The sequence below is a fragment of the Corallococcus exiguus genome, from assembly GCF_009909105.1.
GTDB classification, from domain to species: domain Bacteria; phylum Myxococcota; class Myxococcia; order Myxococcales; family Myxococcaceae; genus Corallococcus; species Corallococcus exiguus.
The window spans coordinates 228,854-254,652 of the sequence record NZ_JAAAPK010000015.1 but is presented as its reverse complement, the minus strand read 5'-3'; the positions used below and the strand labels follow the sequence as shown (position 1 = coordinate 254,652).

Here is a 25,799-nt window from a genome sequence, read left to right as displayed (position 1 = left end):
GCGTGGGGTTTAACACAGCTCCCCTGTCCCGCGAGGCATGTTGGACCCGCCTCACCACGGCAGTGCGGGGACCTCCACCTCCTGCGAATCCTGCATGGTGCCCGCGCCCACCGTCACGTCCTGCCGGAACGACAGCCAGCGTCCCTCACGTTCTTGCAACACGAGAAGCGTGTAGGGCCCGGGAGGGACGAGGACCCAGGTATCCGCGCCGTGAAACAGCGGCGCGAGGGCCTGTTCGCCCAGCCACCGCACCTCCGAGGCCGAGGCGGATTCGGGCGGCGCGGGGACGCGTCCGGGGAGGAGGTAGGGGGTGCCCTGCCTCCCGCGCTCGCTCCAGCGCAGCTTCAGCTTGAGCCCCGTCGTCGACAGCGGCAGGTCCACCCGGTTGACGCGACGCGGCTCGACGTGCACGACGCGAGGCACGACCCTGCCGGTGTTCCCGCCCGCGATCTTCACGATGTAGTCGCCCGGGGCCAGGTCGCGGAACTGGGCCACGCCGTTGCTCGCCGAGGCGATGAGCTGCTCCTCCGGGTCCGCCTTCGAGATGGCCGTCAGGACGACCCCCAACGGCAGGCCCTGTGCGTCCCGCACCGAGACCTCCAGGCGGGTGGCGGACGGCAGGCGCAGCTCGAGCGTGTCCTCCGTGGGGCCCACGATGCGTTCGAGCGACGCGTGTTCCGCTTCCTGCACGGTGAGCACGTAGGGCCGGGATTCCACGGCGGGCAGCTGGAAGGTGCCGTCCGGGCCGGTGGTGACGTCCGCGAAGGATTCGGAGTGCTCCGCGTTGCGGACGTCTTCCGCCGGCAGCGCCAGGGAGACGGACACTCCGGCCAGCGGGGCGCCGGTGGTGTCGTCCACCACGCGGCCCTGGATGACGTGGCCTGCTTCCACTCGCACCGTGCCCAGGTCCACGCTCCGGCCGGCGGGGACGTCCACGTCGCGCTGGGTGAGGGCGTGGCCCGGTACCTCGAAGGTGAGGTGCTGGGGGCCGGGCTCGTCCACGAAGACGGTGAAGGCGCCCTTCGGGTCGCGCATCGCCTCTTCGTTCACGGTGAAGCGGGTGATGGGCGTGCCGTCCTTCCTTGCCAGCCGGCCGGTGATGCGGCCCTGGAAGGCCAGGGTGATGCGCACGCCCATGTTCCCCGCGCGGGCGATGACCTTGGGGCCCTCCTGCTCATCCATCCACCGTTTGAGCCTTGCATGCGTCTCTTCGAAGGTCTCGTCGTCCGGGCCCTCGTCGGGGCTCTCCTTCTTGGGGGGCTGGGGCATCGCGTAGCCCGGTTTCACCGCCGTCAGCTCGTAGTCCCAGTCGCGCGCCAGCGGCTCCAGGATGAAGCGGCCGTCCGGGCCGGTCTTCATGGAGAGGGGCGAGTACGAGCGGCCGTTGCTGGCCTCGTCCTCCTTCGCGGTGGCGTCCACGGTGACGTCCGCCAGGGGCCGGCCCTCCGCGTCCACGACGATGCCCCCCACGCGTCCGTCCAGGTCCAGGCGCAGCGCCAGCTCCACGGTCTCCGAGCCGCGCAGCACCACGCGGTCGGGCATGAGGCGCTCGTAGCCGCCCGTGGTGGTCCGCATCCACACGGCATAGGTGCCGGGAGGAATGCCCTTGATGTCGAAGCGGCCGTCCTCGCCCGAGGTGCCCGCGAAGGTCATGCGGATGATGTCGATCTTGTCGTCGTCTTCTTCTGGGGCCTCGCGGGCGCCTGTCGAGGGCTCCTGCTCCGGCTCCTGCATCACCAGGCTGACGTCCACCTCGTTGACGGGTGTGCCGCGCGAGCTCGTCACGGTGCCGCGCACGGTGGCGCCCGAGTCCAGGGTGAGCTTCAGGCCGGACGTGGGGGCGCGGACCTGGAGCTTGCGCGGCAGGTAGCCGTCGGCCTCGACGGTGAGGGTGCCGGAGAGGGCCTGGTCCACCTTGATGGCGAAGTGGCCCTCCTCGTCGGAGGTGGCGTCGAAGGTGAAGGGCGCCTCGCGGTGCGGGTGCATCAAGATGAGCGAGCGCGTGTACACGGGCGGAGGCGGGTCGGCCGGGCGCTTCCGGGCGGGTGGACGCAGCGACAAGGAGGCTTCCGCCACCGGCTGGCCCGCGGCGTTGGTGACGATGCCTTCCACGAGGACGGCGGGGGAGAGGACGAAGTCCAGCGGAGGACCGCCCTCGGCCACGGTGCGGACGGCGGTGAGGTCCATCATCTGGTCCGCCACCACCTGGAAGACGTAGTCACGGGCCCGGAGGGGGCCCAGGCGCAGGCGGCCGTCCTCGCCGGTGGTGCCAAGCTCCTTGAAGCGGTGGGGGGGGTAGTGCTCGTCAGGCTCACGGAGATTGGCGGCGCTCACTTCGGCGTGGGCCACGGGGTTGCCGGCGGTGTCTCGCACGGTGGCCTCGACGAAGAAGATGGTGCCCAGGCTCAGCGTCACCGAGACCTCGCGCTGGTCCTCCGTGACCTCCACCGTTTCGTGCGCCTGGAGGCCGCCCTGCTCCGCCTCCAGGATGTAGTTGTCGGGGGGGAGGCCGTCGAAGGTGAAGCGGCCCTGGGCGTCGGTGGTGGTGACTCGCTCGCCGTCGAGCTCCGTGACGGTGGCGCCGGCGACGGGATGCTCGCCGTCCACCACGGTGCCCACGATGCGCCGGGGGGCGAACAGCACGATGTCCTCGGGCAGGGCGACCGGGGCCACGTCCCCCATCCACTCGGTGAGCTTTCCGGGGTGGGCGGCGAGGAGGCTGTAGGGGACCTCTCCGGGCAGGGGGCCCAGGGAGAAGCGGCCGTCCGCGCCGGTCTTCGTCTCGAAGTAGCGCGCGGTGTCCGTGTGCAGCACGGTCACCTGGGCCTGGGCGAGCGGGGCGCCGTCCTCGTCCACCACGCGGCCGGTGAGCCGTTGGCTGGCCCCGAGCTCCAGCGTCACGTCCCGCGTGCCGGTGACGACGTCCTCCTGGAGGCCGGCGCCCTGGGAACCCAGGGCCCAGAGGTCGACTGTCCCCTGGGGCAGGCCCTCCAGGGTGAAGGTGCCGTCCTGGGCGGAGGTGGTGCGCGACAGGACGAAGGCGGCGCCCCGGTGGGCCTCCACCATCTCTCGGACCCAGCGGAGGGCGGGGAGGGAATCGCAGTCCTCGGAGACCACGGGGACCTCGGGCGAGTCCTCGTCACAGGGCAGCTCCGTCAGGGTCTCCCCGGGCAGGGGGACGGAGGCGGAGACCTCGATGCCGGCGACGGGCTGCCCCTGGAGGTCGACGACACGGCCCTGGACCTGGAGGGCACCCTGGGGTGGCGGGGGTGGCGTGGGGGGAAGCTGCCGGCGCGCGGTGCGGGCGGCCGGTGGGGACGCGGGGGTGGGGGGAGTGGGGCTCTGCCACCAGAAGACCCCGGCTCCGATGAGGAGCGCGAGCACGACTCCTCCAATGACCACCGCCGACGTCTTCTTCATGGCGCCCCTCCAGGGTGGGCGACTGTAGCAGCAGCGCCGACGCAGGCGCCCCGGGGAGGGCCGTCCGGCCGGCCGCGTCAGAGGGGGGCGGCGGAAAAAAACAGGACCGAACCAAGGTTTTTCGCGGCCGACGTATTGAAGGCGAGGTGGGGATGCTGGGGGCAGAGCCACCAGGGTCCAAGGGCTCGGGACGCAGAGCGGACCGGGCAGAGGGGGAAAGGGTTTCGGGGGTCGATCTTCCGGGACTCAAGGTTTTCGGTAGTCGACGTCTTGAAGGAAAAGCAGGACGGACGCGGAGCTTTGGGGGCCGCATCCGAGAGGGGGACCCCTCGGGGGAGGGGTTGAGTTACTGGGAGCGCGTCGAGGGGGCGCGCTCCCAGTATTTTTTTGTGCGCTAGAGTCTGGATCCGCGCGGGGGCGCGAGGTCGACCGGCCCACGACCTCTGGAGGTTGGACTTGCCCGGCATGAACGCTCCGTCCTCCGCGAAGCCCTGGAGAGAATCCTTCGAGGACTACTTCCGGTGGTCCACGGAGGGGCCGCAGACCGTGGGGATCGACCTGGGCGCCAATCCGCTCGCGCCCATGGCCAGCCACCCCGTGCTCTGGCGACTGGCCCTCCCCTTGAAGAACCCGATGTCGAACGGGCTCCTGGACAGCGATGAGGAGGACGCGGTGTTCGCGGTGCAGGGCGCGCTGGAGGCGTGTTTGCGTCCCCTGGGGCTGCTGGGGGTCGGGCACCTCGTGGATCAAGGCGTGCAGTACGTCTACCTGTATGGCCCGAAGTCCATCACGGCCAGGCAGGTGCGGCCGCTCGTGCAGGCCCATCAGGGGGCCTATGACGTGGACGTGGCGCGGACGCGGGACCCCGGCTGGACGGTGTATCTCCAGACGCTCTTCCCGTCGCCCTTGCAGTGGCAGGTGAGGATGAACCGCCAGCGGGTCGCGCTTCTGCGAGCGGAGGGGGACCTGCTGGACGTGGCCCGGAAGGTGGAGCACCGCGCGCACTTCACGTGGGAGCGGGAGGCGGAGGAAGCAGAGGGCCGGCTGCGGGGCCTGGGGTTCCAGGGCTTCCGGTGTCAGATCGTTCCCGTGCGCGGGCTGATGTGGCGCCTGGACTTCCGCCGGGTGGACACCGTGGACGACGCGAGGATGGACGCGGTGTGCGAGGAGATCCTCGACGTCGTGGCGTCGCACTGGGGCACGTATGACGGCTGGGGCTGCCTGCTCGTGACGGAGGACTTCTAGCTATCCGCCGGAGACCACCCGTAACGGTTGGGCGCCTTCGCGGGGAGACTTCGTGGCGCCGGGCAGCTCCAGGACGTGGGCGCCTTCCGCTTCGAACTGTTCGCGCAGCCACGGGTGGCAGGTGAAGGCGATGACCTGGTGGGCTTCCGCCAGCCTCGCGAAGAGCCGCACCGCGCCCCGGGCCCGCTCTGGATCGAAGTTCACCAGCACGTCGTCCGTGATGAGCGGCAGCGCGCCCCGCGTCTCCCCGAAGTCGCGGATGACGGCCAGCCGGAACGCGAGGAACAGCTGCTCGCGCGTGCCCCGGGACAGCTGCTCCGCGCTCCAGTCCCTGGCGCCGTCGCTCACCCGCAGCTCGCGCGCGTCCCCGGCCGGGATGAAGACGCGGCGGTAGCGCCCCGCCGTCAGCTCGGAGAACAGCTCGCTCGCCAGTTGGATGACGCGCGGCTGCTGCTCCTCCTCGAACCTCCGGCGCGCCCTCCCGAGCAACGCCAGCGTCAGCCGGTCCGCCGCGTAGCGCGTGGCCAGCTCCGCCGCCTTCGCGCGCAGCGTCTCCTCCTGGATGCGCAGCCGCGACACGCGGTCGTCGTTCTCCCACTGCGACAGCTGCGTCTTCAGGCTGCCCTGCTCCGTGAGCACCGCCTTGTGGCGGTCGCCTTCGGCCTTGTGACGCTCGCGCAGCGTGGCGAGCTGTTCCTTCAGGCCCGTCTCACCGCCCGCCGCGTGTACCTCCTCGTGCGCCGCGTTCTCACCCAGGCCGGTGAGTGCCTGCACCCGCTGGACGTGCTCGCGCACCCGGGCCGCCAGCTCCGCGTACCTTCGCGCCTGCACCGCGCGGCGGCGGAAGGTGGCCTCGTCCTGGCAGCCGCCTTCCGTGAGCAGCGCCTCCCACGCCTGGTCTTCGTCCAGCGCCAGTTGGTCCAGCCGCGCCTTCTCCGCCAACAGCTCGCCGCGCTGACCGTCCAGGTGCCGCTGGTCGGCCGCCCTCGAGCGCACCTCCTCCAGCGCCACGGACACCCGCGCGGCCACCGTCTCCGCCTGTCCCGGGGGCATGCCCGCGGCCCGCGCTTCCTGCAACAGCCGCGTCGTCACCGCGTCGCACGCGGCCTCCGCCACCGTGAACTCCTCCTCGTCCGTGCGCAGGTCCAGCAGCCGCTGCCGCAGCGCCGCGGCATCCAGCCACAACGTCAGCGCCGACGCCGCGGAGAGGGCCTCCGGGAAGCGGCGAGCCACCAGGAACGCCATCCACTCCTCGCGCAGCACCTCCTCGCGCTGGCTCGCGCGCAGCCGTGCCTCCTCCACGCGCTGGTCGTCTCGCACCGCCGTGTCCCAGGCCGTGCGCAGCGTGTCCTCCTCGCGCACCAGCAGCTCGCGCCGCTCGGCCTGCGTCAGCTGCTCCGCGAGCAGCGACTCCTGCGCGGCCAGGTCCGACAGCGACGCGCCCGGGGACAGGCCCGCCGCGCTGGAGGCGTTCAACAGCTCCCGCTGGAGCAGTTCCTCGCGCGCGCTCATCGCCGCCTGCGCCGAGCGGAACCGCTCCTCCTCCTGCTGCCGCCAGCGGTGCCGCGCCGCCTGTGCCTCCAGGCTGGCCTTGCGCGCCGTCTCCACGCGGTGGCGCACGAGCAGCAGCAGCCCCACCAGCAGCAGGCCGCCCACCGCGCACAGCACGCCCACCGACGGACCCGCGATCCACGCCGCGAGCGCCGCGAACCCCAGCGCCACGAGCGCCGCCGACACCACCCACGACAGCGGCACCAGCGAGCGCAGCGGCACCGCGTCCGTGGGCGCCCGCACGCCGTCCATCTGGCGGCGCTGCTCCAGCCGCTGCTCGGCCAGCCGCTCCAGGTCTCCGCGCACCGCGCGCATCCGTCCCACCGCTGCCTGCCGCTGCCGCACCTGCGCGGGCCGCGTCTCAGGCAGCGCGGTCAGCTCCGCCTGGACCCGCCCCAGCGTCGTCTCCAGTCGCGCCCGTTCCTCGCGCGTGCGCGCCTGCTCCGACTCCGCCTGCGCGAGCGCCGTGTCCGCCGCGTCCAGCCGTCCCGCGAGCGACTCCAGTTCTCCGCGCGCCCGCGCGCCCAGGTCCAGCGCGAGCAATCCGCCCGCGTCCACCGCGAGCCCCAGCTCTCCCAGTGACTGCTCCAGCTGCCGCCGCCGTGACGTGAGCGATGCCCTGCGCGCGGGCAGCGAGCGAAGCTGTTCGGAGTGTCCGGAGTACGTGGCCAGCGCCGTGCGCAGGGACTCCGCGCGTTCGCGCACGGGCCATGGGGCCGCCAGCCGCTCCCGTGCTTCTTCGATGGGCGCGAGCCTTTCGTGCAGCTGTGCCTGCTGGGCGCGGTACGTCTTGCGCCGCTGGAGCACGTCCTCCAGCCGTGTCTCCGCGCCCGGCGGGAAGGTGTCCAGCACCGGCAGCGTGGCCAGCTCCGCCCGGTCGCGTGCGAGCACCGTCAGGTCACTCAGCGCGGACTCCAGCCGCGAGGCGTGGTCCAGCTCATGCTCGGTGTGCTTGCGCGCCACCTCCAGCGCGTGGCCCTCCGCGATGCGCTCCGCCAGCTGGTCACGCGTGGAGAAGTAGAGCGCGGGCCGGTCTCCTGCTTCGCGCAGCGCCTGCTGTACCTCCTCCAGGTCCTTCATCACGCGGTTCAGCTCGGGCTTCTGCCCGCGCGGCGCGTACAGCGCTTCGGCGTCCTTGCGCAGCCGCTCCACCGCCTCCGGCAACCTGCGCGCGCCCTGCATGCCCGCGGCGAACAGCGCCTCCGACACGCCGCGCTGCTGCGCGAGCCGCTGGAACGAGGACAGCTCATCCAGGCGGAAGGCGAACACCTCGAAGAACAGCTCGCGCGGCACGTCCGCCAGCGCCTGGTCGAGCAGCGTCTCCGGCAGCGGCTGTCCATCCAGGCCGCGCACCGTGAGCGTGCCCTCCGACGCGCGCTTGCCGCCGTGTCGGTGCACCACCAGCGGGCCGGAGGCTGTCTCCAGCCACAGCTCGCCGCCGAAGATCGCGCCCTCCGGTTCGTAGCGCTCCGGCTGGCCGCGCTTCTCGAAGCCGAACAGCACGCCGCGCAGGAACGCCAGCAGCGTGCTCTTGCCCGCCTCGTTGGGGCCGTACAACAGCGTGAGCCCCGGCCCCGGCGTCCCCGAGTACCCGCGGAAGTGCCCGAAGCCGTCCACCTGGAAGCGGTTGATGCGCAGGCCCGGCTTCATGATGCCTCCTCGTGGAGTTGCTCCACGCCGCGCTGGCCCGCCTGCGCCACCAGCTCCGGCCGGGGCGTCTCCAGCGCATCCACGCCCAGCCGCTTGAGCCGCTGCCCCAGCGTCGTCAGGTCCTCGTCGTCCCACAGCGACGCGAGCGCCGCGTCGTCATGGGTCAGCGCCTGCGCCTCCTCCAACAGCGTGCCCAGGAAGCCGCCTCCGGCGCGCACCGCCTCCAGGTCCACCTCCGGCCGGCTGCCATCGCGCAGCGACTCCAGCAGCACCGGCGGATGCGCGCGTGCCAGCCGCTCGCGCAGGTCCGACTCCAGCTGCGTCCTCGCTCCCGGCCGCACGAGCTCCCGATGCAGCGGGCCGCGTCCAGCCAGCGTGAGGCGCACCGCGTGCCCGTCGAAGTCCTCCGCGCAGCGTGACTCCACCACCTCCGTGGCCACTGCCTGAAGCATGTCCAGCGACGTGACACCCGCGAGCGGCACGTCCAGCCGGTGCCAGCGCACGCGGTCCACCGGTACGAAGCGCCTGCGCGCGACGCCGTCCTCCACGTCCACCACCACGCAGCCGCGCTCGCCCGTCTCGTGCACGTGCCTGCCCTGCGGGTTGCCCGGGTACACCGCCACGCCACCGCCGGGCAGCAGGTGCTCCGCGCGCGTGTGCACGTGGCCCAGGGCCCAGTAGTCCAGCCCTCCCGCCGCCAGGTCCGCGGCGGTGCAGGGCGCGTAGTTCGCGTGGCCCGCGTCGCCGCCCAGGTTCGCGTGCAACAGGCCCACGCTGAAGTGCTCGCCGGTGCGGCGGAATCTCGCGGACAGGTTCTCGCGCACCTCCACGTCCGGATAGGAAACGCCCTGCACGTGACACAGGCGCCGGCCCTCGCGTCGCACCTCCACGTCCTCCCACTCCGGGCCGAACACCTTCACCGACGCGGGCAGACCCAGCGTGCCGGTGTCGCCGCTCAGCGGATCATGGTTGCCGTGCACGATGAAGGTCTGGATGCCCGCGCGGTCTAGCCGCGACAGCTCCGTGCGCAGCGCCAGCCGCGCGCGCACCGAGCGGTCCTTCACGTCGAACAGGTCCCCGGCCAGCAGCAGGAACGTCACGCGCTCGCGCAGGCACACGTCCACGATGCGCGCGAGTGCATGGAAGGTGGACTGCTGGAAGCGCTCCAGGAGCGGGCCGTGCGTGGCCACGCCCCGGAACGGAGTGTCCAGATGGAGATCCGCGGCGTGCACGAAGGAGAAGCGCATCGTGCGGGCACCGTACCCGAGTCCCGCCCTCTCTCCGACTTCCCGCCTCCAGGTGTCACGCGCCGGTGGACACAGGCCATGCCCCCAGGTCCTACGGGGAGTCCACGGGTGAAAATCCGCCACATTGGATGCGCGTCCAGTCCTCTTGCGCTTCGCGCGAAGTCCCGCAGGGGCACCCTGCGATTCGCACGACGCGAGGGCCCGCACCGCTTCGCCAACCTCGCGGGGTTCCTGGAGTCCCGCCCGTTTCGCCCCCGGGTATGACGGCTGCAATCCGGCCCCGCCATGAGACCCGTCACCTCCTGGCTGCCCCACCTCCCATTCCTACCCGCGCTCGCCGTGCTGTTGCTCGCACCGCGCGCGCATGCGCAGTCCGACGCGCGCCCCGCGCCGCTGGCCTTCGCGGACTTCTCCTGGCTGCCCGGCAACGCGGGCGCCAACGAGAAGCCGCTCAGCTTCGGCCCGTTCACCGGCGAGTTCCGTCTGGATACGGCGTACCACTACAGCTTCAACCGCCCGCGGGACGACACGCTCTCCGGATCCAGCGAGGTGTTCCGCCACGGAGAGGTGCAGGTCACGCAGCTCGGCATTGGCGGGGACTTTCTCTACAAGAACGTCATGGGCCGCTTGATGACCCAGTTCGGCATGTACTCGCAGACCACGCCGCGCAACGACGCGAGCCCCATTCGCGGCCAGTGGGGCCTGGACAACGCCTACCGCTACGTCTCCGAGGCCTACGGCGGCTACCACTTCGATGCTCTGCGAGGCATCAACCTGCAGGCCGGCATCTTCATGAGCTACATCGGCTTGTGGAGCTACTACAACGCGGACAACTGGACCTACCAGCCGTCCTACGTGTCGTCGAACACGCCGTGGTTCTTCAACGGCGTGCGCGCGCAAATCTTCGTCAGCGACACGCTCAAGATTGAACCGTGGCTCGTGAATGGCTGGCAGTCGTATGGCCGCTTCAACGACGGTCAAGGCGTGGGCGGGCAGGTGCTGTGGCGTCCCACGGGCTGGCTGTCGGTGGTGGGCAATCAGTATTACGGCTCGGACACGCTGGGGAATCCGGGCCGCACGCGCGTGCACACCGACGACAGCGTGATGGTGAAGTACCACGACGCGCCGGGCGGCTTCGTCAGCAAGGCGGCGGCGTCACTCACGCTCGACGCTGGCTGTGAGTTCGGCGGCGGCGTGGACTGCGGGTCGCAGTACTTCCTGGGGTTCATGGCGTACCACCGCGCGTGGTTCCTCCAGGACCGGTTGGCGCTGACCGTGGGCGGTGGCGCCATCACCAACCCCGGGCGCTACCTGGTGCTGCTGCCGCCCATCAACGGGACGACCGCGGCCTCCGGCACGCCGTACTTCACCGCGAACCCGGGCGACCGCTACCGCGCCTGGGACTTCCAGGTGGCCGCGGACGTCATCCCCCAGCCGTTCATCACCTTCCGCGTGGAGCTCAACCACCGCGCCGCCAACGTGCCGTACTTCTCCGGACGCGGAGGCGTCACGCCGCCCGGTGGCAACCAGGGCGCGCCGGGCTCGCTCGTGGACGGCTGGAGCCCCGACCTGGTGAAGACGGAGACCCGCCTCACCGGCGCGTTGATGGTGAAGATTTGAGGAAGGGCGCGGGCGCGCCATCCGGTCACGCCCGCGCCGCCCCGAGGCTCAAGGCCTAGCGGGTGGGCTCGGGGACCGAGCCGGATCCGGTGTTGCCGCCGGTGGTGTCGTTCGAGCCACCGGAGCCCTCCATGCCGGAGCCAGGCTCCATGCCGGATCCGCCCGTGCCTGAGTCGTAGCCGGATCCGCCCGTGCCTGAGTCGTAGCCGGCTCCGCCCGTGCCCGCGTCGTAGCCGGCTCCGCCCGTGCCCTGATCCATCGTCGAACCTTCGCCCTGGCTCGGGCTCTGTTCATGCCCCGTGCCCATGCCAGGCTCGGTGCCCTGGGTGCCCTGCGTACCCTGGGTGCTTCCGGAGCCTCCCGTCCCGCCGCCCATGCTCTCCTGCGAGCGGTCCTTGCTCTGGCACCCGGTCAGGGCCATCGCGCCCGCCACCGCCCCCAGCACCATCCATCGCGTGAAACCCTTCATGCTCGACCCCCCGTGTTGGTGTGACGAACCCAAGGCTGGGGGTGGGGCGACGCAGGGACATCGTCCGAGGGCTGCATGCCGCCAGGCCGCCCTCTCCTCGTGCCATGGGGCAGGGGCCCGCCAGGCCGCCTGCCTGGACACGCAATGGATCAGGGCTCGCGGCGCAGCACGAGCAGCGCGTACTCCAGCCCGCCATCCAGCAGGCCCTGTTGCAGCCACAGGTGCTCGCGGCGCGACTCGGCGCGCACGGCGTTGAGCGCGGCGCGCAGGCTGTGGGCGTCCGTGGGTGCGCGAGCCAGGTGCTCGTGGACGCGCAGCTCCGAGCTCAGCGTCCAGAAGCCCACCGCTCGCGCGGACACGTCGTCATGCGCCTCCAGCTCCAGGCCCGCCTCGCGCGCGTCGGCGAGGAACGCGGTCACGCTGCCCAGGTGCCGGCTCCACGCGTTCTCGGAGGGATGCACGGCGTCGGGCCGCACCCAGAAGCAGTCCGCGATGGCGAGCACTCCGCCGGGCTTGAGCCGGGCGTGCATGCCGCGCAGCCACTCCGCGCGGGGCAGGGCGCAGGTGTTCTCCACGGCGATGACGGCGTCGTAGCACTCGCGGGGCCGGGGCGGCTCGCCCGTACACAGCCGGACCTGCACGTGCGCGCCCATGCCCGCCTCGTGCGCGAAGCGGCGCACCTGCTCCAGGTGCGTGGGCACGGTCACCATCGCCGTCACGCGCGCGCGGTGCTCCTGGGCCCAGTACAGCGCGCTGCCGCCCAGGACGCTGCCCACGTCGAGCACCTCGCCGCCGTCCGGGAAGGGGCCCATGGCGCGCGCCAGCTCCACGAGCATCGCTTCCTGCGAGTCCCTCAGCCGCTCGCGCAGCTCCGGCCCCGGTGTGCCGGGCGGAGGCAGCCGGTCCACCAGGCCCGTGTGGCAGTACACGCGGGGGTTCGTGCCCTGGCGGGCGAGTCCGCGCGCGGCGAGGGCTTCATGGTAGGCGCGCACGTCGAACGAGGTGAGCAGGGCCGGGCCGCTGGACGGGGCCACCGCTTCATTCGCGGCGCGCCCGCGCGTCAGGGGCGTGGACGGCGTCGGAGTGAATGCGCTGAGGGGCTTCATGGGTACTCCCGGGGCAGCAGGATGCGGAGCAGGGCGCCGCCTCCCGGTCCGTTGTGCCGGTGCAGCAGTCCTCCGCTGGCGCGGAGCAGGCACTCGCTGGTGTAGAGGCCCAGTCCCGTGCCCTGGGACTTGGTCGTGTAGAGCTCCTCCGCGGGCGCGTTGAGGCGCTCTGGAGGGAAGCCGGGTCCGTCGTCCTCGATCTCCACCTCCAGGCGTCCGCTGAGCGGTTCGGTGCGTGCCCGGATGAAGACCCGGGAAGCGCCCTGTTCGCCATTGCCCTCGCATGCGTTGACAACCAGGTTCTCCACCACCCGGCGCAGCGTGAGCGGCCCACCGCGCAGGAGCGCGCGAAGCGGCCGTGACATCTGCATCTCCACGTGGATGTCCACGTCGGGGAAGCGCAGGGACACCTGGGCCTGCACGGACTCCAGCACCAGCCCCAGGTCCACGGCCTCCGGCTCCGTGCCGGCGAAGCGGCGGCTCTTGGCGCGCACCTCCTTCACCATCTCCTGGAGCTGTCGAAGGCTGTCCTGGAGCTGGCGGGACTGGTCCTCGAAGCCGGTGCGCGCGAGCGCGCTACGCTGCGTGCCGAAGGCCTTCATCATGTCCGCGGCGGTGCCTGCGTCGTGCAGCACCTGGTCCATGCCCTGGTGGTGGCCGAGGATTTCCGCCATGGCCTGGGTGAGGCGGCCCACGTCGCGCTCCTGCTGCTCCACGAGCTGCGCGTGCACGGCGGCGCGCAGGCGGTCCGCGTCCGCGCGGGCCTGGTCGTAGCGCATGGCGAGCGAGCCCAGGTACAGCTGCGCGACCAGCGCCGCGGGCCCCATGACGGCGAGGAGCAGCCCGTTCTGGGAGTGCCACGCCAGTGCCGCCGCGCCGAGCAGGGCCACGAGCGTGCCGACCATGAGGAAGGGCTCGCGCCAGGTCACCCGGTAGCGCCGGCCGTGCACCGCGGAGAGGCCGATGAGCAGCACGCCGAGGACGAGCGCCCCGCGAGGCGCGGCGAGCGCGGTGAGGCCCGCGAGGAAGAAGTGCTCCAGCGCCAGGCCCGGCAGCCACGCGAGCCAGCTCAAGGCTCCCACGCGCCGGTGGCGTGCGTGCGCGCAGGCGAAGGCGACGCGGTGGACGGCGCCGGGCAGGAAGCACGCGAGCGCGGGCGTGAAGGGCACGGCGAAGAAGGAGTGGACGCAGGGGGCCCAAGCGACGGCGCCCACGAGCGCGGAGCCCCGGAGGAGGTGGCCCGCGAGGGGGCGCACGCGCAGGGACGCGAGGAGCCGGCCCGCGTCCTGGGCGCGCATCCAATGGCGGAAGGCCGTCACTCCCTGGAAGGAGGACAGGGGCAGGGCCTTCATGCGCGCGCTCCGGTGCCGGACCGCGACACGGCGGCGCGGGCTGGACGGTGCCCGGACGGATGCAGGTCTCCGCGATACGGACGCATGCTGGTCAACCCCCCGGCACCAGGCACAGCCCTCGACACGGAGAAGCAAACGGCGGCGGAGCCCTCCCGGTCAAACCCGGGGGCACGAACATTGTTGGCCAGTCCTCCGTCCCTGTCTTCCTGGTCAGGGCGAGTGATGACTCCTGTCCGGAGCAACAGTGCTTGGGAGGACGTGAGGGGCGCGATAGAGGGGCGCCCCATGCGTGACAGAATCCAGACGGTGTTGCGGCAGCTCGCTCAGTCTCCCGAGTTGGAAGTGAGGTGGCTGCACACGTTGTCGCTGCTGGAGTTCATTGGGGCGCGAAAGATTTCGCGCACGGTGGCGGACCGGCACCCGTCGTTGGAGGTGCTGGGGCACCTGGCGGACGAGACGCGGCATGCATTCACGTTCAAGCAGCTGGCCTGTGAGGTGGCGGGCCGCGAGGACGTGACGGAGTTCCTGAGCGTGGGCGCGGCGTCAGCGTGGTTCCAGTCGTTGGACCGGCAGCTGGCGGAGTGGGTGACGGGCGTGACGGGGACGACGGACGTGTACCTGCACTACCTGCTCACCACGTCGGTGGTGGAGCGCCGGGCGATGGTGCTCTATCCGCTCTACAAGGCGGCCACGCGGCACACGGTGGTGCGCGAGGAGCTGGGGCGCGTGGTGGTGGAGGAGCAGTCCCACCGCCGCGCCATCGAGGACGCGTGCACGGAGCGCCTGACGAAGGTGGGCACGACGCTGGAGCCCGCGCTCGCGCTGGAGGAGCGCCTGTTCGAGACGTTCCTCACCCAGCTGGAGAAGGACGTGGCCCAGGCGCTCGCCGGAGCCCAGGCGGCCTGAGTCATCACTCCGGCGACGGGTCTTCTTCGTCGCCACCGACCGCGCTGGACAGCACCAGCTTCCCGCCCGTCCACGCGGCCTGGAGGTTCCTCGCGCGGCGGGCGCGCTTGCGGCTCAGCTCCACGCCCACCGCGTCCAGGCCCAGCGCGTTGGCCACCGCGAGCGCGGTTCCGTGGCCGCAGAATGGATCCACCACCGTTCGCGTGCGCGTCTGCTCCAGGATGAAGCGGCACGCCACCAGGCACGCGTTGAGCCCCATGCCTCGTGTCCACGTCACCTCGCCGGGGTCCGGCAACACGTCCGCCGTGGACTTCGCCGCGTCTGTCTTCAACCCCCGGCTGAAACACAGCAGGTGCGAGTACGCAGGCCTCCCGAACGTCACCGTCCCCGGCGTCCGGCGACACACCACCTTGTGCCAGAGCGTGTCGCACCCCGCGGCCTCCGCCGCCTTCGACACCAGGTAGCCCTTGTCCACCCACGCCCCGTCCTTCTTCACGTCGGACTGGTAGAACACCGCCACCCCGTCCGCCGGCACCCGCGACAACACCTTCGCCGCCGCCCCCACGAACCAGTCCTTCCACTGGGGCACCGTGAGCGAGGGGAACTCGGAGACGTCCGGCATCGACGCCACCATCGAGCACCCCTCCAACACCGGCCGCGCGTCCAGCCACGCGAGCGCGTCCTCGCAGTACACCGTGCGCTTCGCTCCCGTCGTCCCGCTGCGTCCATCCGTCATGACGCACCCGAGTCTGCCGTAAGCGCGCACCCGCTCCCACCCTTCATTCCCTCCCGCGCACCTACCCGTCAGGACAGCTCGCCCCTCTGGCCGTCAGGCAACCCCCGAGCAGGTGGACGGCCACGCCCCAGTCGTGGCTTGCTACGCTTCCCCTTTAAGCCACGACTTCCAGCAGATCTCCCCCCGGAGGAAGACCCCCCATGCCCACGACGAACGCGACGGACGGAACACCCCTGCACTACCGGGTCCTGGGGGACGGTCCTCGCGACGTGGTGCTGGTGCACGGGTGGATGGTGTCCGGCGCGGTGTGGGACTCGATGCTGGAGAAGCTGGACATGACCGGCCTGCGGCTCATCGTCCCGGACCACCGGGGCACCGGGGCGTCCGGACGGCCGGCGTCGGGGTACACGCTGGAGCAGTACGCCAAGGACGTGCTCGCGGTGGCGGACCACGCGAAGGCGCAGCGCTTCGCGGTGGTGGGCCACAGCATGGGCGGGCAGATCGCCAAGTGGGTGGCGGCGGATGCGCCTGCGCGCGTCAGCGGACTTGTGCTGCTCAACACGGTGCCCGCGTCGGGGCTGCCGCTGCCTCCGGACGCGGCCGGGCTGTTCCGTGGCTCCGCGGGGGACCGGGAGAAGCAGAAGACCATCCTGGGCCTGGCCTGCAAGCAGCTGTCTCCGGAGTCGCTGGAGGCCCTGCTGAAGGACTCGGGCGCGGTGTCGAAGGACGCCATCGAGCAGTGCTTCGATTCCTGGACGGCGGGAGGTTTCGCGGACCGGCTGTCCGCCATCACCGCGCCCACGCTGGTGGTGGCCACGGATGATCCGTTCCTGCCGCCCGTGTTCCTCAAGCAGGCGGTGGTGGGGCTCATCCGGAACGCGCGCATGACGCACCTGCCGGGGCCGGGGCACTACCCTCAGGTGGAGCGTCCGGCGGAGACGGCCGCGCTGGTGTCGGCGTTCCTCGCGGGCAACGCCGCGCAGGCCTGAAGGAGGACATGCCATGGCCTGGGGGATGTCCTTCGAACGCGACGCCGAGCACGACGTCGTCACCGCGAACTTCACCGACTGCATCCTGGTGACGGATGAAGACGTACTGCGCTGGCGGAACGACGTGGAGGCGCAGTTCGCCAAGTTCAACGGCCGCGTGGACCTGCTCATCAACCTGGATGGGCTCGTCGTCCGCCACACGGCGGGGCGCACCTTCGGCAAGGTGCGCCGCGAGGTGCTGGAGCGCGGCACGCACCGCTCGTACCGCTACGGCGGCGATGAGATGACGCTCATGTTCATCAGCACCAGCGGCGTCATCAACGGCGCCGCGGTGAACCACTTCCCCACGCGCGAGGCGGCGCTGGCGGCCCTGCTCGCCGAGCGCGAGGCCCTGCGCAAGCGCGGCTTCACGCCGTTCCTGCCGGGCGTCGTGAGCTCCAAGCGCTGAAGGCCCACGGGCTACACGCCGGCGAACCACTCGTAGCCCCGGTCCTCCCAGGTGCCCCCCGTGGCCTCCGGGAGGAAGCGCACGGTGGTGAGGTACTTCACCATCTTGTAGCCCAGCTTCACGCCCGAATAGAGGCGCAGCGGCGCGCCGTGGCCGGGGATGAGCGGCGCTCCGTTCATGCCGTACGCGAGCACGGTCTGCGGGTGCAGCGCGCTCGGCGCATCCCAGGATGAGTAGTAGCCCTGGTCGAACGAGCGGAACTCCACGAACCCCGCGCGCGTGTCCGCGCCCACGGCTTGCGCCAGGTCGCGGATGGCCACGCCGTGCCACGACGCCACCGCGCTCCAGCCCTCCACGCAGTGGTGGCGGATCCGGTAGTCGGTCCGGGGCAGCCGCTGCAACTCCTCCAGCGTGAAGGCGCGCGGGCGGGCCACGAGTCCACCCACATCCAGCGTCCATCCAGCGGGGGCCAGCGGCACGGTCTCGGAGATGAAGTACTGGGGGAAGTCGCCGGGCGGGGTGAGCTGCTCGACGGGCTCCTCGCGGGCGAGCCGGCCGGGGTGGAAGAGGGCGGATTGGGCGCGCTCGTTGAAGCGGTCCATCACGCCGAGGAAGCCCGCGCGCGGACGTTGGGAGTCGCACGCGCTGGTGGCGAGCGCGGCGGCGCCCAGGAGGACGCGGCGGCGGGTGAGGACGCGCTCAGGGGGCATCGGGCTTCCTCCCGCCGGTGATCATCTCCCCGAAGGTGCGCGGGTGCAGGGCGACCAGGACGACGTGGCCCACGGTGAAGAACGCGAACAGCGCGAGCAGCAGCAGGTGCACGAAGCGCGCGGGGTCGTAGCCACCGAAGAGGGCCGTGAGCCACTGGAGCTGCACGGGCTTGTAGATGGCGAGGCCGGACAGGACGGACAGCGCGCCCATGAGCAGTGTGGCCGTGTACGCCAGCCGCTGGAGCCCGTTGTAGAGGCCTGTCTGCGCGGGCGCGGGGCGGAGCCGCAGGTAGTACGCGAGCGTGGCCACGGCATCGCGCGTGTCGCGGCGCGGGAGGAACAGACGGCGGCGCCACTCGCCGCTGAGCGCGAGGTAGAGCACGTACACGAAGCCGTTGAGGGCCAGGAACCAACCGAACGCGAAGTGCCAGCTCCGCGCCCCCGCGAGCCAGTCCCCCAGGCGCAGCCACGACGGCGGCACGGCGTCCTGGAATGGGTAGAGCGCGATGGGCCGCCCGCGAGTCCCCATGCGCGGATACGCGACGAGGATCTGCAACCCGCTGCCCGCGAGGATGGCGAGCAGCGGCACGTTGGCCCAGTGTGCGAGCCGGATGGGCCAGGGCTGGGGACGGCGGGGCTCGGGCGGGTGCACGCGGCGGAACCCAACACCGCGACACTGCGCGGGACCATGCGGCGGGAGGGTGGCGCGAACGCTCGGGAGAGGACTTCGCTGTCGAGAGGAGCAGTACAGCGCCGAGCAAGGATTCCCGTAGTACCGGCCCGCGGGTCGCGGGGGATTGGCAGGCATTGGACGGCGCGCCGGACGCACGCGGCCCGTGCTCCCCGTGGATTGGACGTGTGGGAATCACCCGGTATCGTTCTCACTCCCGTCCGCCTTCCCCGAGGATGCCGTGACCCTGAAGCCCGCCCGTGCGTTGCACCTCGTGGGGTTGTTGCTGCTGACCACGTTCGGTTGTGTGGAGGAGGATCCTGCCTTCACTGCGCCACTGGCCGGTGGTGCGCGGCTCGTGGTCGCGCCGCCCCGGTCATCCGCGGTCGCCGCAGTGACGGCCTCGGTGACGCACGCGTCGGGCGCCACGGAGTCGAAGGCGCTGACGTCCGCGACGGATCCGGATGGCGGCATCGCGTGGTCAGCCGTCGTGAAGCCGGAATCTCCCGAGGAGGAGATCCAGCTGACCGTGGCCGCCGAGGATTCCGCGAAGACGGTGGTGGCCTCCGTGAAATCGGACGCCGGGGTGAAGCTGCCCCTGTACGGGGAAGCGCTCGTGGTCCTGGTTCCCCTGCCGGAGTCTGGCGCGCCAGGGCTGGCCAACCATGCGCCACGCATCCACGAGGTGCGGGCGCAGAGCGCCATCGTGGCGCCAGGCGAAACCGTCACGTTGAGCGCGCAGGTGAGTGACGAAGAGGAGGGTGTGCTGACCTACGAATGGACTGCCTCCGGCAGGGTGCTCGCCTGCGAGGGCGCGACCTGTGAATGGACAGCCGCCCGCCCGCCGGTCCCCGATGCGGGCACCGAGGGGGATGCTGGCACCGGCTACGACCCGACCCTCAAGGATGACGCGTTGATCAGCCTGCGTGTCACGGACGCACAGGGCGCGGTGTCCACGCTCCAGTTCCACATCGGCGTGGGCACCGTGCGCGGGCCCGCGTCGCTGAGGAAGACGTGGTTCAACCGCTCGCCCGTGGCGGCCGTGGCCGGAGAGCCCCAGCAGGTGATGTTGGGCAGTACCTTCCAGGTCCCGGCGCCGGTGACGGACGAGGACGGAGACGTGCTGACGTATGCCTGGAGCGCGACGTGCGAGGGCAAGTTCGACAACGTCACCCTGGCCAGGCCTGCCTTCACCCCGGGGGCGGCGCCCACGGACTGTGGCTGTCAGCTGAAGGGCGCCGTGACGGATGGCTTCGGTGGAAGCACGGAGCAGCTCGTGAACCTGTGCGTGCGCGCGGAGGCGCCGCCGGTCCTGGAGACCACGTCACAGTCCGCCGAGAGCGCGCTCGCGGGCGAACGAGTGACGTTCACGGTGGACGTGACGGATCCCCGTGGCGAGGCGATGACGTTCGCCTGGACGTCGAACGTGGGCGCGCTCGGTACGCCGGTGGGGAATGGCGGGACGAGCACGGTGGACTGGACGGAGCTCTCCTGTCTGCCGGCGGACGTGACGCCCACCGTGGACCTGGTGGTGACGAACGCCTCGGGCGCGAGCACGCGGCACTCCTTCCCGGTGACCTGGATGGGCCGGCGCTGCGGCCCGGGTGAGACCGCCTGCGCCATCACGCTGTCGCCGGGACAGGTGACGCTGCGCGAGGGCTGCGTGGTGCAGAGCGCGGTGTTCATCCCGGACGGCTTCACGTTCGACGGGGCCGGGCACACGCTGACCGCGTCCGAGGACGGCGCGGGGGACCACTACAAGGGCGCGGTGCTGCGCAACCGGGGCACGGTGGCGAACGTGCGGTTCGTCACGGTGACGGCGCGCAACCTGTCGGACGTGTGTGACGCGGGCGTGGACCGGCTGCGCGGCATCCTGCTGGAAGACGCGAGCGGCACCATCGAGAACACGGTCGTGGAGGACTTGAACCAGGGCACCATCAGCGGCTGCCAGGAGGGCTTCGCCATCGACGTGCGCAGCAGCGCGGTGGGAGGCGCGCCGGTGCCGGTGGTCATCCGGGGCAACCGGCTGACGGGCTACCAGAAGGTGGGCGTGGTGGTGCAGGGGCGGGTGGCGGTGACGCTGGAGGACAACACCCTCGACGGCTTGGGGCCTACCAGCCGCATCTCGCGCACTGGAATCCAGCTCGCGTATGGCGCTTCCGGGCAGGTGGTGGGCAACGAGGTGCAGGGCAACGCGTTCCTGTTCGAGGACCTGCGGCTCGCGGACTACGGCTCCGGCATCCTGGTGGTGGGTGGCTCGGCCTACGGCGTGGGGCGGGAGCTGTGCCACGACCTGCTCATCCAGGACAACGAGCTGGTGGGGAACGACGTCGGCGTCAACCTGATCCAGGCGGAGGGCAACGACTATGACCCGCCCGCCGCGCCCCAGAACATCCAGGTGCTCGGCAACGAGCTGAGCAAGGAGGACCTGACGAACCAGGTCTACCAGGCCGCCATCTCGGACAACGGAACCGCGAACCTCATCAGCCGCAACCGGATCAGCGGTGATGGGTACAACAGCGAGCTGTACGAGAACGCCATCGGCGTCGACGTGGTGACGCAGGGCGAGGACCGCCAGGTGGGCTTCGCCACTCCGGCGCGGATGCTGGACGTGGACACGTGCTCGGAGGCGCTGGTGGTGCAGGGCTGGGACCTGGCGGGCAACCTGGCTCCGCTGTCCGTGCCGGAGGTGACGCTGGCCGCGTCGGATCCGGGCGCGACCTTCCACCTGCTGCCGGACTGCTCGGATGCGCCCGTGGCGGTGGTGAGCCTGAAGAACCCGCAGCGCGAAGGCATCTTCTACCTCCTCGCCGCGACCGCTGGCCCGCTGACCCTCACGGCGACGGGCGACGGCGCGAGCAAGACCCAGGAGCAGACGGTCCGCTGATCCACGCCGTGCGTGCGCGCGGTGGACCGACAGCCGGTCCAGGTGGAGGCGACGATCGCCGGATGTTCGCTTCGGCGAAGAGGGCGCGGTAGAGGGGGGCGCGTGTACGGACGGGCGGTCATTTCCTGGGTGGGGCTCTGCCTCCTGTTGCTGTTTCCCGCGTGCGCGCCGCGAGCCACGAAGCCCGCCGCGCCCGCCACGCCCGCCGTGGTGCGCGGAGGCGCCGAGGACCTGGCCTCGCGGTACCTGGACGCCTGGGCGCGCAACGACGTGGCCGCGCAGCGCCAGGGGCTCGTGGACGCGCCCCAGGACTTCGACGCGCAGCACGCGCGCTGGAGGCAGGACCTGGGCGTCATCGCCTCGCGCTTCGACCAGGTGGTGCTCGAGTCCCAGGACGCCACCACGGCGGTGGTGAGGTTCCACGGCGTGCACACGCTGCGCGGACTGGGTGACTGGGAGGTCGAGTCCCGTCTGCGCTTCGTGCTCCGGGGCAAGCGCTGGAGCCTCCGATGGACGCCGGAGGTGTTCCATCCCGACGCGCGGCCCGGGGACCGCTTCGGCCGCGCGCGGAGCTGGGGCCCTCGCGCCGGGCTGCTCGATGCGAATGGGGATCCGCTCACCCTGCCGGGAGAGGTGATTCGCATTGGCGTGATGCCGGGCCGGGTGAAGGACCGCGCGGCCGTGGCCAGCGTGCTCCAGTCGCAGCTCGGCGTGGATCCCGCGAAGGTGCTCGCCGCGCTGAACGCCGCGAGCGCGCAACCCGAGCAGTTCATCGCGTTCATCGACGTGCGCCTGGAGCGCTACCAGCAGATTCGCTCCGTGCTCGCGCCGGTGCCCGGCATCTTCTTCCGCAAGAGGCCCGCGCGCCTCACCCCCGCGGAGGGCTTCGCCGCGCACACGCTGGGACGGGTCGGGGACATCACGGCGGAGGCCCTCCAGTCGCTGGGCCAGCCCTACCAGCCGGGCGACGTGGTGGGGCTGTCCGGCCTGGAGCGCGCGCAGGAACGGACGCTGGCGGGACGTCCCTCCGGCGAGGTGCGGCTCCAGCGCCGTGCTGGCGGCAGCGAGCTGCTGTACCGCTTCGACGGGGAGCCGGGACGCGATGTCCGCACCACGTTGCGAATGGACGTGCAGTCGGCGGCGGAGGCCGCGCTCGTGGACGTCACCCAGCCCGCCGCGCTGGTCGCGGTGGACACGGCCACGGGCAAGGTGCTGGCGGTGGCCAGCCGGCCGTTGGGGGAGGGGTGGCACCGCGCGCTGATGGGGCGCTATCCCCCGGCCTCCACGTTCAAGCTGGTGACCGCCACGGCGCTGCTCGAAAGCGGCCTGAAGCCGGACTCGCGCGTCGACTGTCCCCTGGAGGTGACGGTGGGCCGCAAGCGCTTCCGCAACTTCGAATCCGAGGTGCTGGGCGTCACCACGTTGCGACGGACGTTCGCGCTGTCGTGCAACACCACGTTCATCCAGCTCTCGGCGAAGCTGGACCCGCGCGCGTTGGAGGACGCGGCCCGGCGCTTCGGCTTCGGGGTGGACTACGACGTGGGGCTGCCGTCACCGGGCGCCACCTTCCCTCCGCCGAAAGACGACGCCGAGCGCGCGGCGGACGCCATGGGCCAGGGGCGCGTCCTGGTCACGCCGCTGCACATGGCCACCGTCGCGGCGGCGGCGGCCACCGGCGTCTGGCACGCGCCGCGCCTGCTCGTGGACGCGGAGCCCGGCCCGGAGTCGCGGCTGAATCCGGGCACGACGGCCATGCTCCGCGACCTGATGCGCGCGGTGGTGACGGACGGCACGGCGAAGTCCGCCGCCAGCATCCCGGGCCTCATGGGCAAGACGGGCACGGCGGAGTTCGGCACGTCCGTGCCGCCTGAAGCCCATGCGTGGTTCGTCGGCGTGCGCGACGGCATCGGCTTCGCGGTGTTCGTGGAGGGCGGCGGCGTGGGAGGCCGTGTCGCGCTGCCGCTCGCCATCCGCTTCCTCCAGGCGCTGGACGCGGCCTCGGTCATCTCCTTCAGCAAGAACGACGGCTCCAGCTAGCGCACGGGGCCGTCCCTCCGAGCGCCGCGCCCCTTCCCGCGCTGGCGGCTGGTCACCCCGGAGGACACTGTCCACGTTGCGAGGATGGGCGCCGAACGCTCGAGCGGCCAGGGCGCCGAGCCCGTGGCGCACCGCCCGCGCCACTCCGGCGCGCGGCGGAGGCCGGCACCGAAGCGCGAAGGGCCACCCGCCTGGAGCGAGCCGGTGGAGTCCCTCCTCGCCCGGCTGGGCAGCACCTCTCAAGGACTGACCCCGCAGGAAGCCGGGACGCGGCTCGAGTCCCTGGGCCCCAATGAACTGGAGTCCCGGCGCCGCCGGCCGCTTCCCCTGGAGCTGCTGCTGCGGCTGGGCAACCCGCTGGTCCTGGTGCTGCTGGTGGCGTGCGGCATCTCGGCCTTCGTCCACGACCTGACCAGCTCCGCCATCATCGCCGTCATCGTGTTGATCAGCGTGACGCTGGACTTCGTCCAGGAGCACCGCGCCAGCAACGCGGCGGAGCGCCTGCGTGGCGCCGTGGCCCTGCGTGCCCGGGTGCTGCGCGACGGCGTGGAGCAGCTGCGGCCCGCCACGGAGCTTGTTCCCGGGGACGTGGTCCTGCTGGCCACCGGCAGCCGCGTGCCCGCGGACGCACGTCTCATCGAGTCACATGCGCTGTCCGTGAACGAGTCGCTGCTCACCGGCGAGCCCTACCCGGTGGAGAAGGTGCCGGGCCTCGCTTCCGCGGACGCACTGCTCGCGGAGGTGGGCAACACCGTCTTCGCCGGCACGTCGGTGCTGGCAGGCACGGCCCGCGCGCTCGTGTTCGCCACCGGCCGCGACACCGAGGTCGGCGGCATCGCCCGCGGACTGGACGCGCCCGTCGCCTCCACCGCCTTCGAGCGGGACACGCGCCGCTTCTCCGTGATGCTGATGCGGCTCACGGTCCTGATGGTGCTGTTCGTGCTCCTGGTGAACCTGACCCTGGAGCGTCCGCTGCTGGAGTCCTTCCTCTTCGCCATGGCCCTGGCGGTGGGGCTCACGCCGGAGCTGCTGCCCATGGTGGTCTCGGTGACGCTCGCCCGGGGCGCCCTGCGGCTCGCGGACCAGGACGTCATCGTCAAGCGGCTGAGCGCGGTGCACGACCTGGGCTGCATGGACGTGCTGTGCACCGACAAGACGGGCACGCTCACGGAGGCGAACATCCGGCTGGAGCGCACCGAGGACGCCACCGCCCAGCACAGCGAGCACACCCTCGCGTGGGCCTTCCTCAACAGCCACTTCGCCACCGGCCTGCGCAGCCCCATGGACGAGGCCATCCTGGCCCGCCGCGTGGAGTGCACGCAGGGCTGGCGGAAGCAGGACGAGCTGCCCTTCGACTTCGAGCGCCGCCGCGTGTCCGTGCTGCTGGAGAAGGACGGCCGCCGCGTCCTGGTGGTGAAGGGCGCGCCGGAGGCCCTGCTGTCCCGTTGCGAAGCGTGGGAAGTCCCGGAGGGGCCGCCGCGAGCCCTGGACGTGGCCGCGCGGGAGGAACTGCAAGCCCGCGCCGACGCCCTGGGCGAACAGGGCTTCCGGGTGCTGGGGCTCGCCTGGCGCGACGCCCCGTCCCAGGATGGGCGGCTGTCCCCGGAGGACGAGACGGGACTCGTCTTCGCGGGCTTCGCCTCCTTCCTGGATCCGCCCAAGCAGAGCGCCCGGCCCGCGCTGGCGGCGCTGCGTGAGGCGGGCATCGAGGTGAAGGTGGTGACGGGCGACAACGCGCGGGTGGCGGTGCACGTCTGCCAGGAGCTGGGGCTGGAGGTGCGGGGCGTGCTCACCGGCGCGGAGGTGGCCCTGCTGGACGACCCGGGCCTGCGCGCGCGGGCGGAGGACACCACCGTCTTCGCGCGCGTGTCCCCCTCTCAGAAGAGCCGCATCCTGCGCGCGCTCAGACAGCGCGGCCACGTGGTGGGCTACCTGGGGGACGGCATCAACGACGCGCCGTCGCTGCACGAGGCGGACGTGGGCATCTCCGTCGCGGGCGCGGTGGACGTCGCGCGCGAGGCCGCGGCGCTCCTGCTGCTGCGCCAGGAGCTGGGCGTCCTGCACGACGGCGTCCTGGAGGGGCGGCGCACCTTCGGCAACGTCATGAAGTACATCCGCATGGGGACCAGCTCCAACTTCGGCAACATGCTGAGCATGGCCCTGGCGTCGCTGGTGCTGCCGTTCCTGCCCATGCTGCCCATCCAGATCCTCCTCAACAACATGCTGTACGACGTGTCGGAGCTGGCCATCCCGCTGGACACGGTGGACGCGGAGCAGCTCGCGCGGCCCCCTCGCTGGGACCTGCGCTTCGTGCGTCTCTACATGGCGGTGTTCGGCACGCTCAGCTCGCTCTTCGACGCGGCCACCTTCACGGTGCTGCTGCATGGCTTCCACGCCGGGGCGCCGCTCTTCCAGACAGCCTGGTTCATGGAGTCACTGACCACGCAGGTGCTGGTCATCTTCATCATCCGCACCCGGGGCGGCGCTGCGCGCAGTCCCCCCGCGCGGCTCCTGGTGCTGTCGTCGCTGGGCGTGGTGGCGGTGGCCTGCGTGCTGCCCTTCACGCCGCTGGGGCACTACTTCGGCTTCGTGCCGCCGCCGCCCGCCATCCTCGCGTCGCTGGGCGCGCTGGTGGCGCTGTACCTGGGCTGCGCGGTGGTGCTCAACCGCTGGTTCTTCCGCCGCTTCGACACCGCCTGAGGATGCAATCGCCCCGCCAATGGGACGTATGTAGGATCATGCGTGGGAGACCCCGA

At 71.7% G+C, this 25,799-nt stretch carries 17 protein-coding genes; 8 read left to right on the top strand and 9 right to left on the bottom strand.

The window, feature by feature from the left end; all coding sequences use genetic code 11:
- Positions 1-51: 51 nt before the first annotated feature.
- A complete protein-coding gene (locus GTZ93_RS39200) occupies positions 52-3,420 on the bottom strand; it encodes a carboxypeptidase regulatory-like domain-containing protein (protein ID WP_161663316.1) in 3,369 nt (1,122 codons plus the stop codon).
- 465 nt (positions 3,421-3,885) lie between these two features.
- Here GTZ93_RS39200 and GTZ93_RS39195 point away from each other — a divergent pair, with 465 nt between their 5' ends.
- Positions 3,886-4,665: a DUF695 domain-containing protein gene (locus tag GTZ93_RS39195; protein WP_139917966.1), complete on the top strand. Its 780-nt coding sequence runs from the start codon at positions 3,886-3,888 to the stop codon at positions 4,663-4,665.
- On the opposite strand, the gene GTZ93_RS39190 is transcribed toward GTZ93_RS39195, so the two are convergent.
- Both GTZ93_RS39190 and GTZ93_RS39185 read right to left on the bottom strand, forming a co-directional pair.
- A complete protein-coding gene (locus GTZ93_RS39190; protein WP_139917964.1) occupies positions 4,666-7,866 on the bottom strand; it encodes an AAA family ATPase in 3,201 nt (1,066 codons plus the stop codon).
- A complete protein-coding gene (locus GTZ93_RS39185; protein WP_120580536.1) occupies positions 7,863-9,113 on the bottom strand; it encodes a metallophosphoesterase family protein in 1,251 nt (416 codons plus the stop codon). Before GTZ93_RS39185 ends, GTZ93_RS39190 begins: the two co-directional genes overlap by 4 nt.
- Positions 9,114-9,398: 285 nt before the next feature.
- Here GTZ93_RS39185 and GTZ93_RS39180 point away from each other — a divergent pair, with 285 nt between their 5' ends.
- Positions 9,399-10,733, top strand: a complete 1,335-nt coding sequence (locus GTZ93_RS39180; RefSeq protein ID WP_139917962.1) for an outer membrane beta-barrel protein — start codon at positions 9,399-9,401, stop codon at positions 10,731-10,733.
- A gap of 55 nt (positions 10,734-10,788) precedes the next feature.
- Here GTZ93_RS39180 and GTZ93_RS39175 read toward each other — a convergent pair whose 3' ends face one another.
- From GTZ93_RS39175 to GTZ93_RS39165, 3 genes are all read right to left on the bottom strand, one after another.
- The gene (locus tag GTZ93_RS39175; protein ID WP_180946053.1) at positions 10,789-11,202 is read right to left on the bottom strand and encodes a hypothetical protein; all 414 of its coding nucleotides are present in this window, start codon (positions 11,200-11,202) and stop codon (positions 10,789-10,791) included.
- Between the two features lie 149 nt (positions 11,203-11,351).
- The gene (locus GTZ93_RS39170) at positions 11,352-12,308 is read right to left on the bottom strand and encodes an SAM-dependent methyltransferase (protein ID WP_139917960.1); all 957 of its coding nucleotides are present in this window, start codon (positions 12,306-12,308) and stop codon (positions 11,352-11,354) included.
- Positions 12,305-13,660: a sensor histidine kinase gene (locus tag GTZ93_RS39165; protein ID WP_139917958.1), complete on the bottom strand. Its 1,356-nt coding sequence runs from the start codon at positions 13,658-13,660 to the stop codon at positions 12,305-12,307. Before GTZ93_RS39165 ends, GTZ93_RS39170 begins: the two co-directional genes overlap by 4 nt.
- A 285-nt stretch (positions 13,661-13,945) precedes the next feature.
- On the opposite strand from GTZ93_RS39165, the gene GTZ93_RS39160 reads away from it, so the two are divergent.
- Positions 13,946-14,566 (top strand): hypothetical protein, encoded by a 621-nt coding sequence (locus tag GTZ93_RS39160; RefSeq protein WP_120600195.1) that lies wholly within the window; start codon positions 13,946-13,948, stop codon positions 14,564-14,566.
- Positions 14,567-14,570: 4 nt separating this feature from the next.
- On the opposite strand, the gene GTZ93_RS39155 is transcribed toward GTZ93_RS39160, so the two are convergent.
- A complete protein-coding gene (locus GTZ93_RS39155; RefSeq protein ID WP_139917956.1) occupies positions 14,571-15,302 on the bottom strand; it encodes a site-specific DNA-methyltransferase in 732 nt (243 codons plus the stop codon).
- A gap of 200 nt (positions 15,303-15,502) precedes the next feature.
- On the opposite strand from GTZ93_RS39155, the gene GTZ93_RS39150 reads away from it, so the two are divergent.
- Positions 15,503-16,291, top strand: coding sequence for an alpha/beta fold hydrolase (locus GTZ93_RS39150; RefSeq protein ID WP_120598379.1), 789 nt, complete (start codon positions 15,503-15,505; stop codon positions 16,289-16,291).
- Positions 16,292-16,304: 13 nt separating this feature from the next.
- The gene (locus tag GTZ93_RS39145; RefSeq protein WP_120581655.1) at positions 16,305-16,739 is read left to right on the top strand and encodes a hypothetical protein; all 435 of its coding nucleotides are present in this window, start codon (positions 16,305-16,307) and stop codon (positions 16,737-16,739) included.
- 11 nt (positions 16,740-16,750) lie between these two features.
- Here GTZ93_RS39145 and GTZ93_RS39140 read toward each other — a convergent pair whose 3' ends face one another.
- Together GTZ93_RS39140 and GTZ93_RS39135 are read right to left on the bottom strand one after the other, a co-directional pair.
- Complete coding sequence (locus tag GTZ93_RS39140) at positions 16,751-17,449, bottom strand: molybdopterin-dependent oxidoreductase (protein WP_139917954.1); 699 nt, start codon at positions 17,447-17,449, stop codon at positions 16,751-16,753.
- A complete protein-coding gene (locus GTZ93_RS39135; RefSeq protein ID WP_139917952.1) occupies positions 17,439-18,101 on the bottom strand; it encodes a cytochrome b/b6 domain-containing protein in 663 nt (220 codons plus the stop codon). Before GTZ93_RS39135 ends, GTZ93_RS39140 begins: the two co-directional genes overlap by 11 nt.
- Positions 18,102-18,360: 259 nt before the next feature.
- Here GTZ93_RS39135 and GTZ93_RS39130 point away from each other — a divergent pair, with 259 nt between their 5' ends.
- The 3 genes from GTZ93_RS39130 (at position 18,361) to mgtA (ending at position 25,743) form a co-directional block, all read left to right on the top strand.
- Entirely contained in the window at positions 18,361-21,006 is a 2,646-nt protein-coding gene (locus GTZ93_RS39130) for a right-handed parallel beta-helix repeat-containing protein (protein ID WP_139917950.1), read from the top strand.
- A 102-nt stretch (positions 21,007-21,108) separates the two neighbouring features.
- Complete coding sequence (locus GTZ93_RS39125; RefSeq protein ID WP_139917948.1) at positions 21,109-23,043, top strand: penicillin-binding transpeptidase domain-containing protein; 1,935 nt, start codon at positions 21,109-21,111, stop codon at positions 23,041-23,043.
- Between the two features lie 84 nt (positions 23,044-23,127).
- Entirely contained in the window at positions 23,128-25,743 is a 2,616-nt protein-coding gene (gene mgtA / locus GTZ93_RS39120; protein ID WP_139917946.1) for a magnesium-translocating P-type ATPase, read from the top strand.
- Positions 25,744-25,799: the final 56 nt, after the last annotated feature.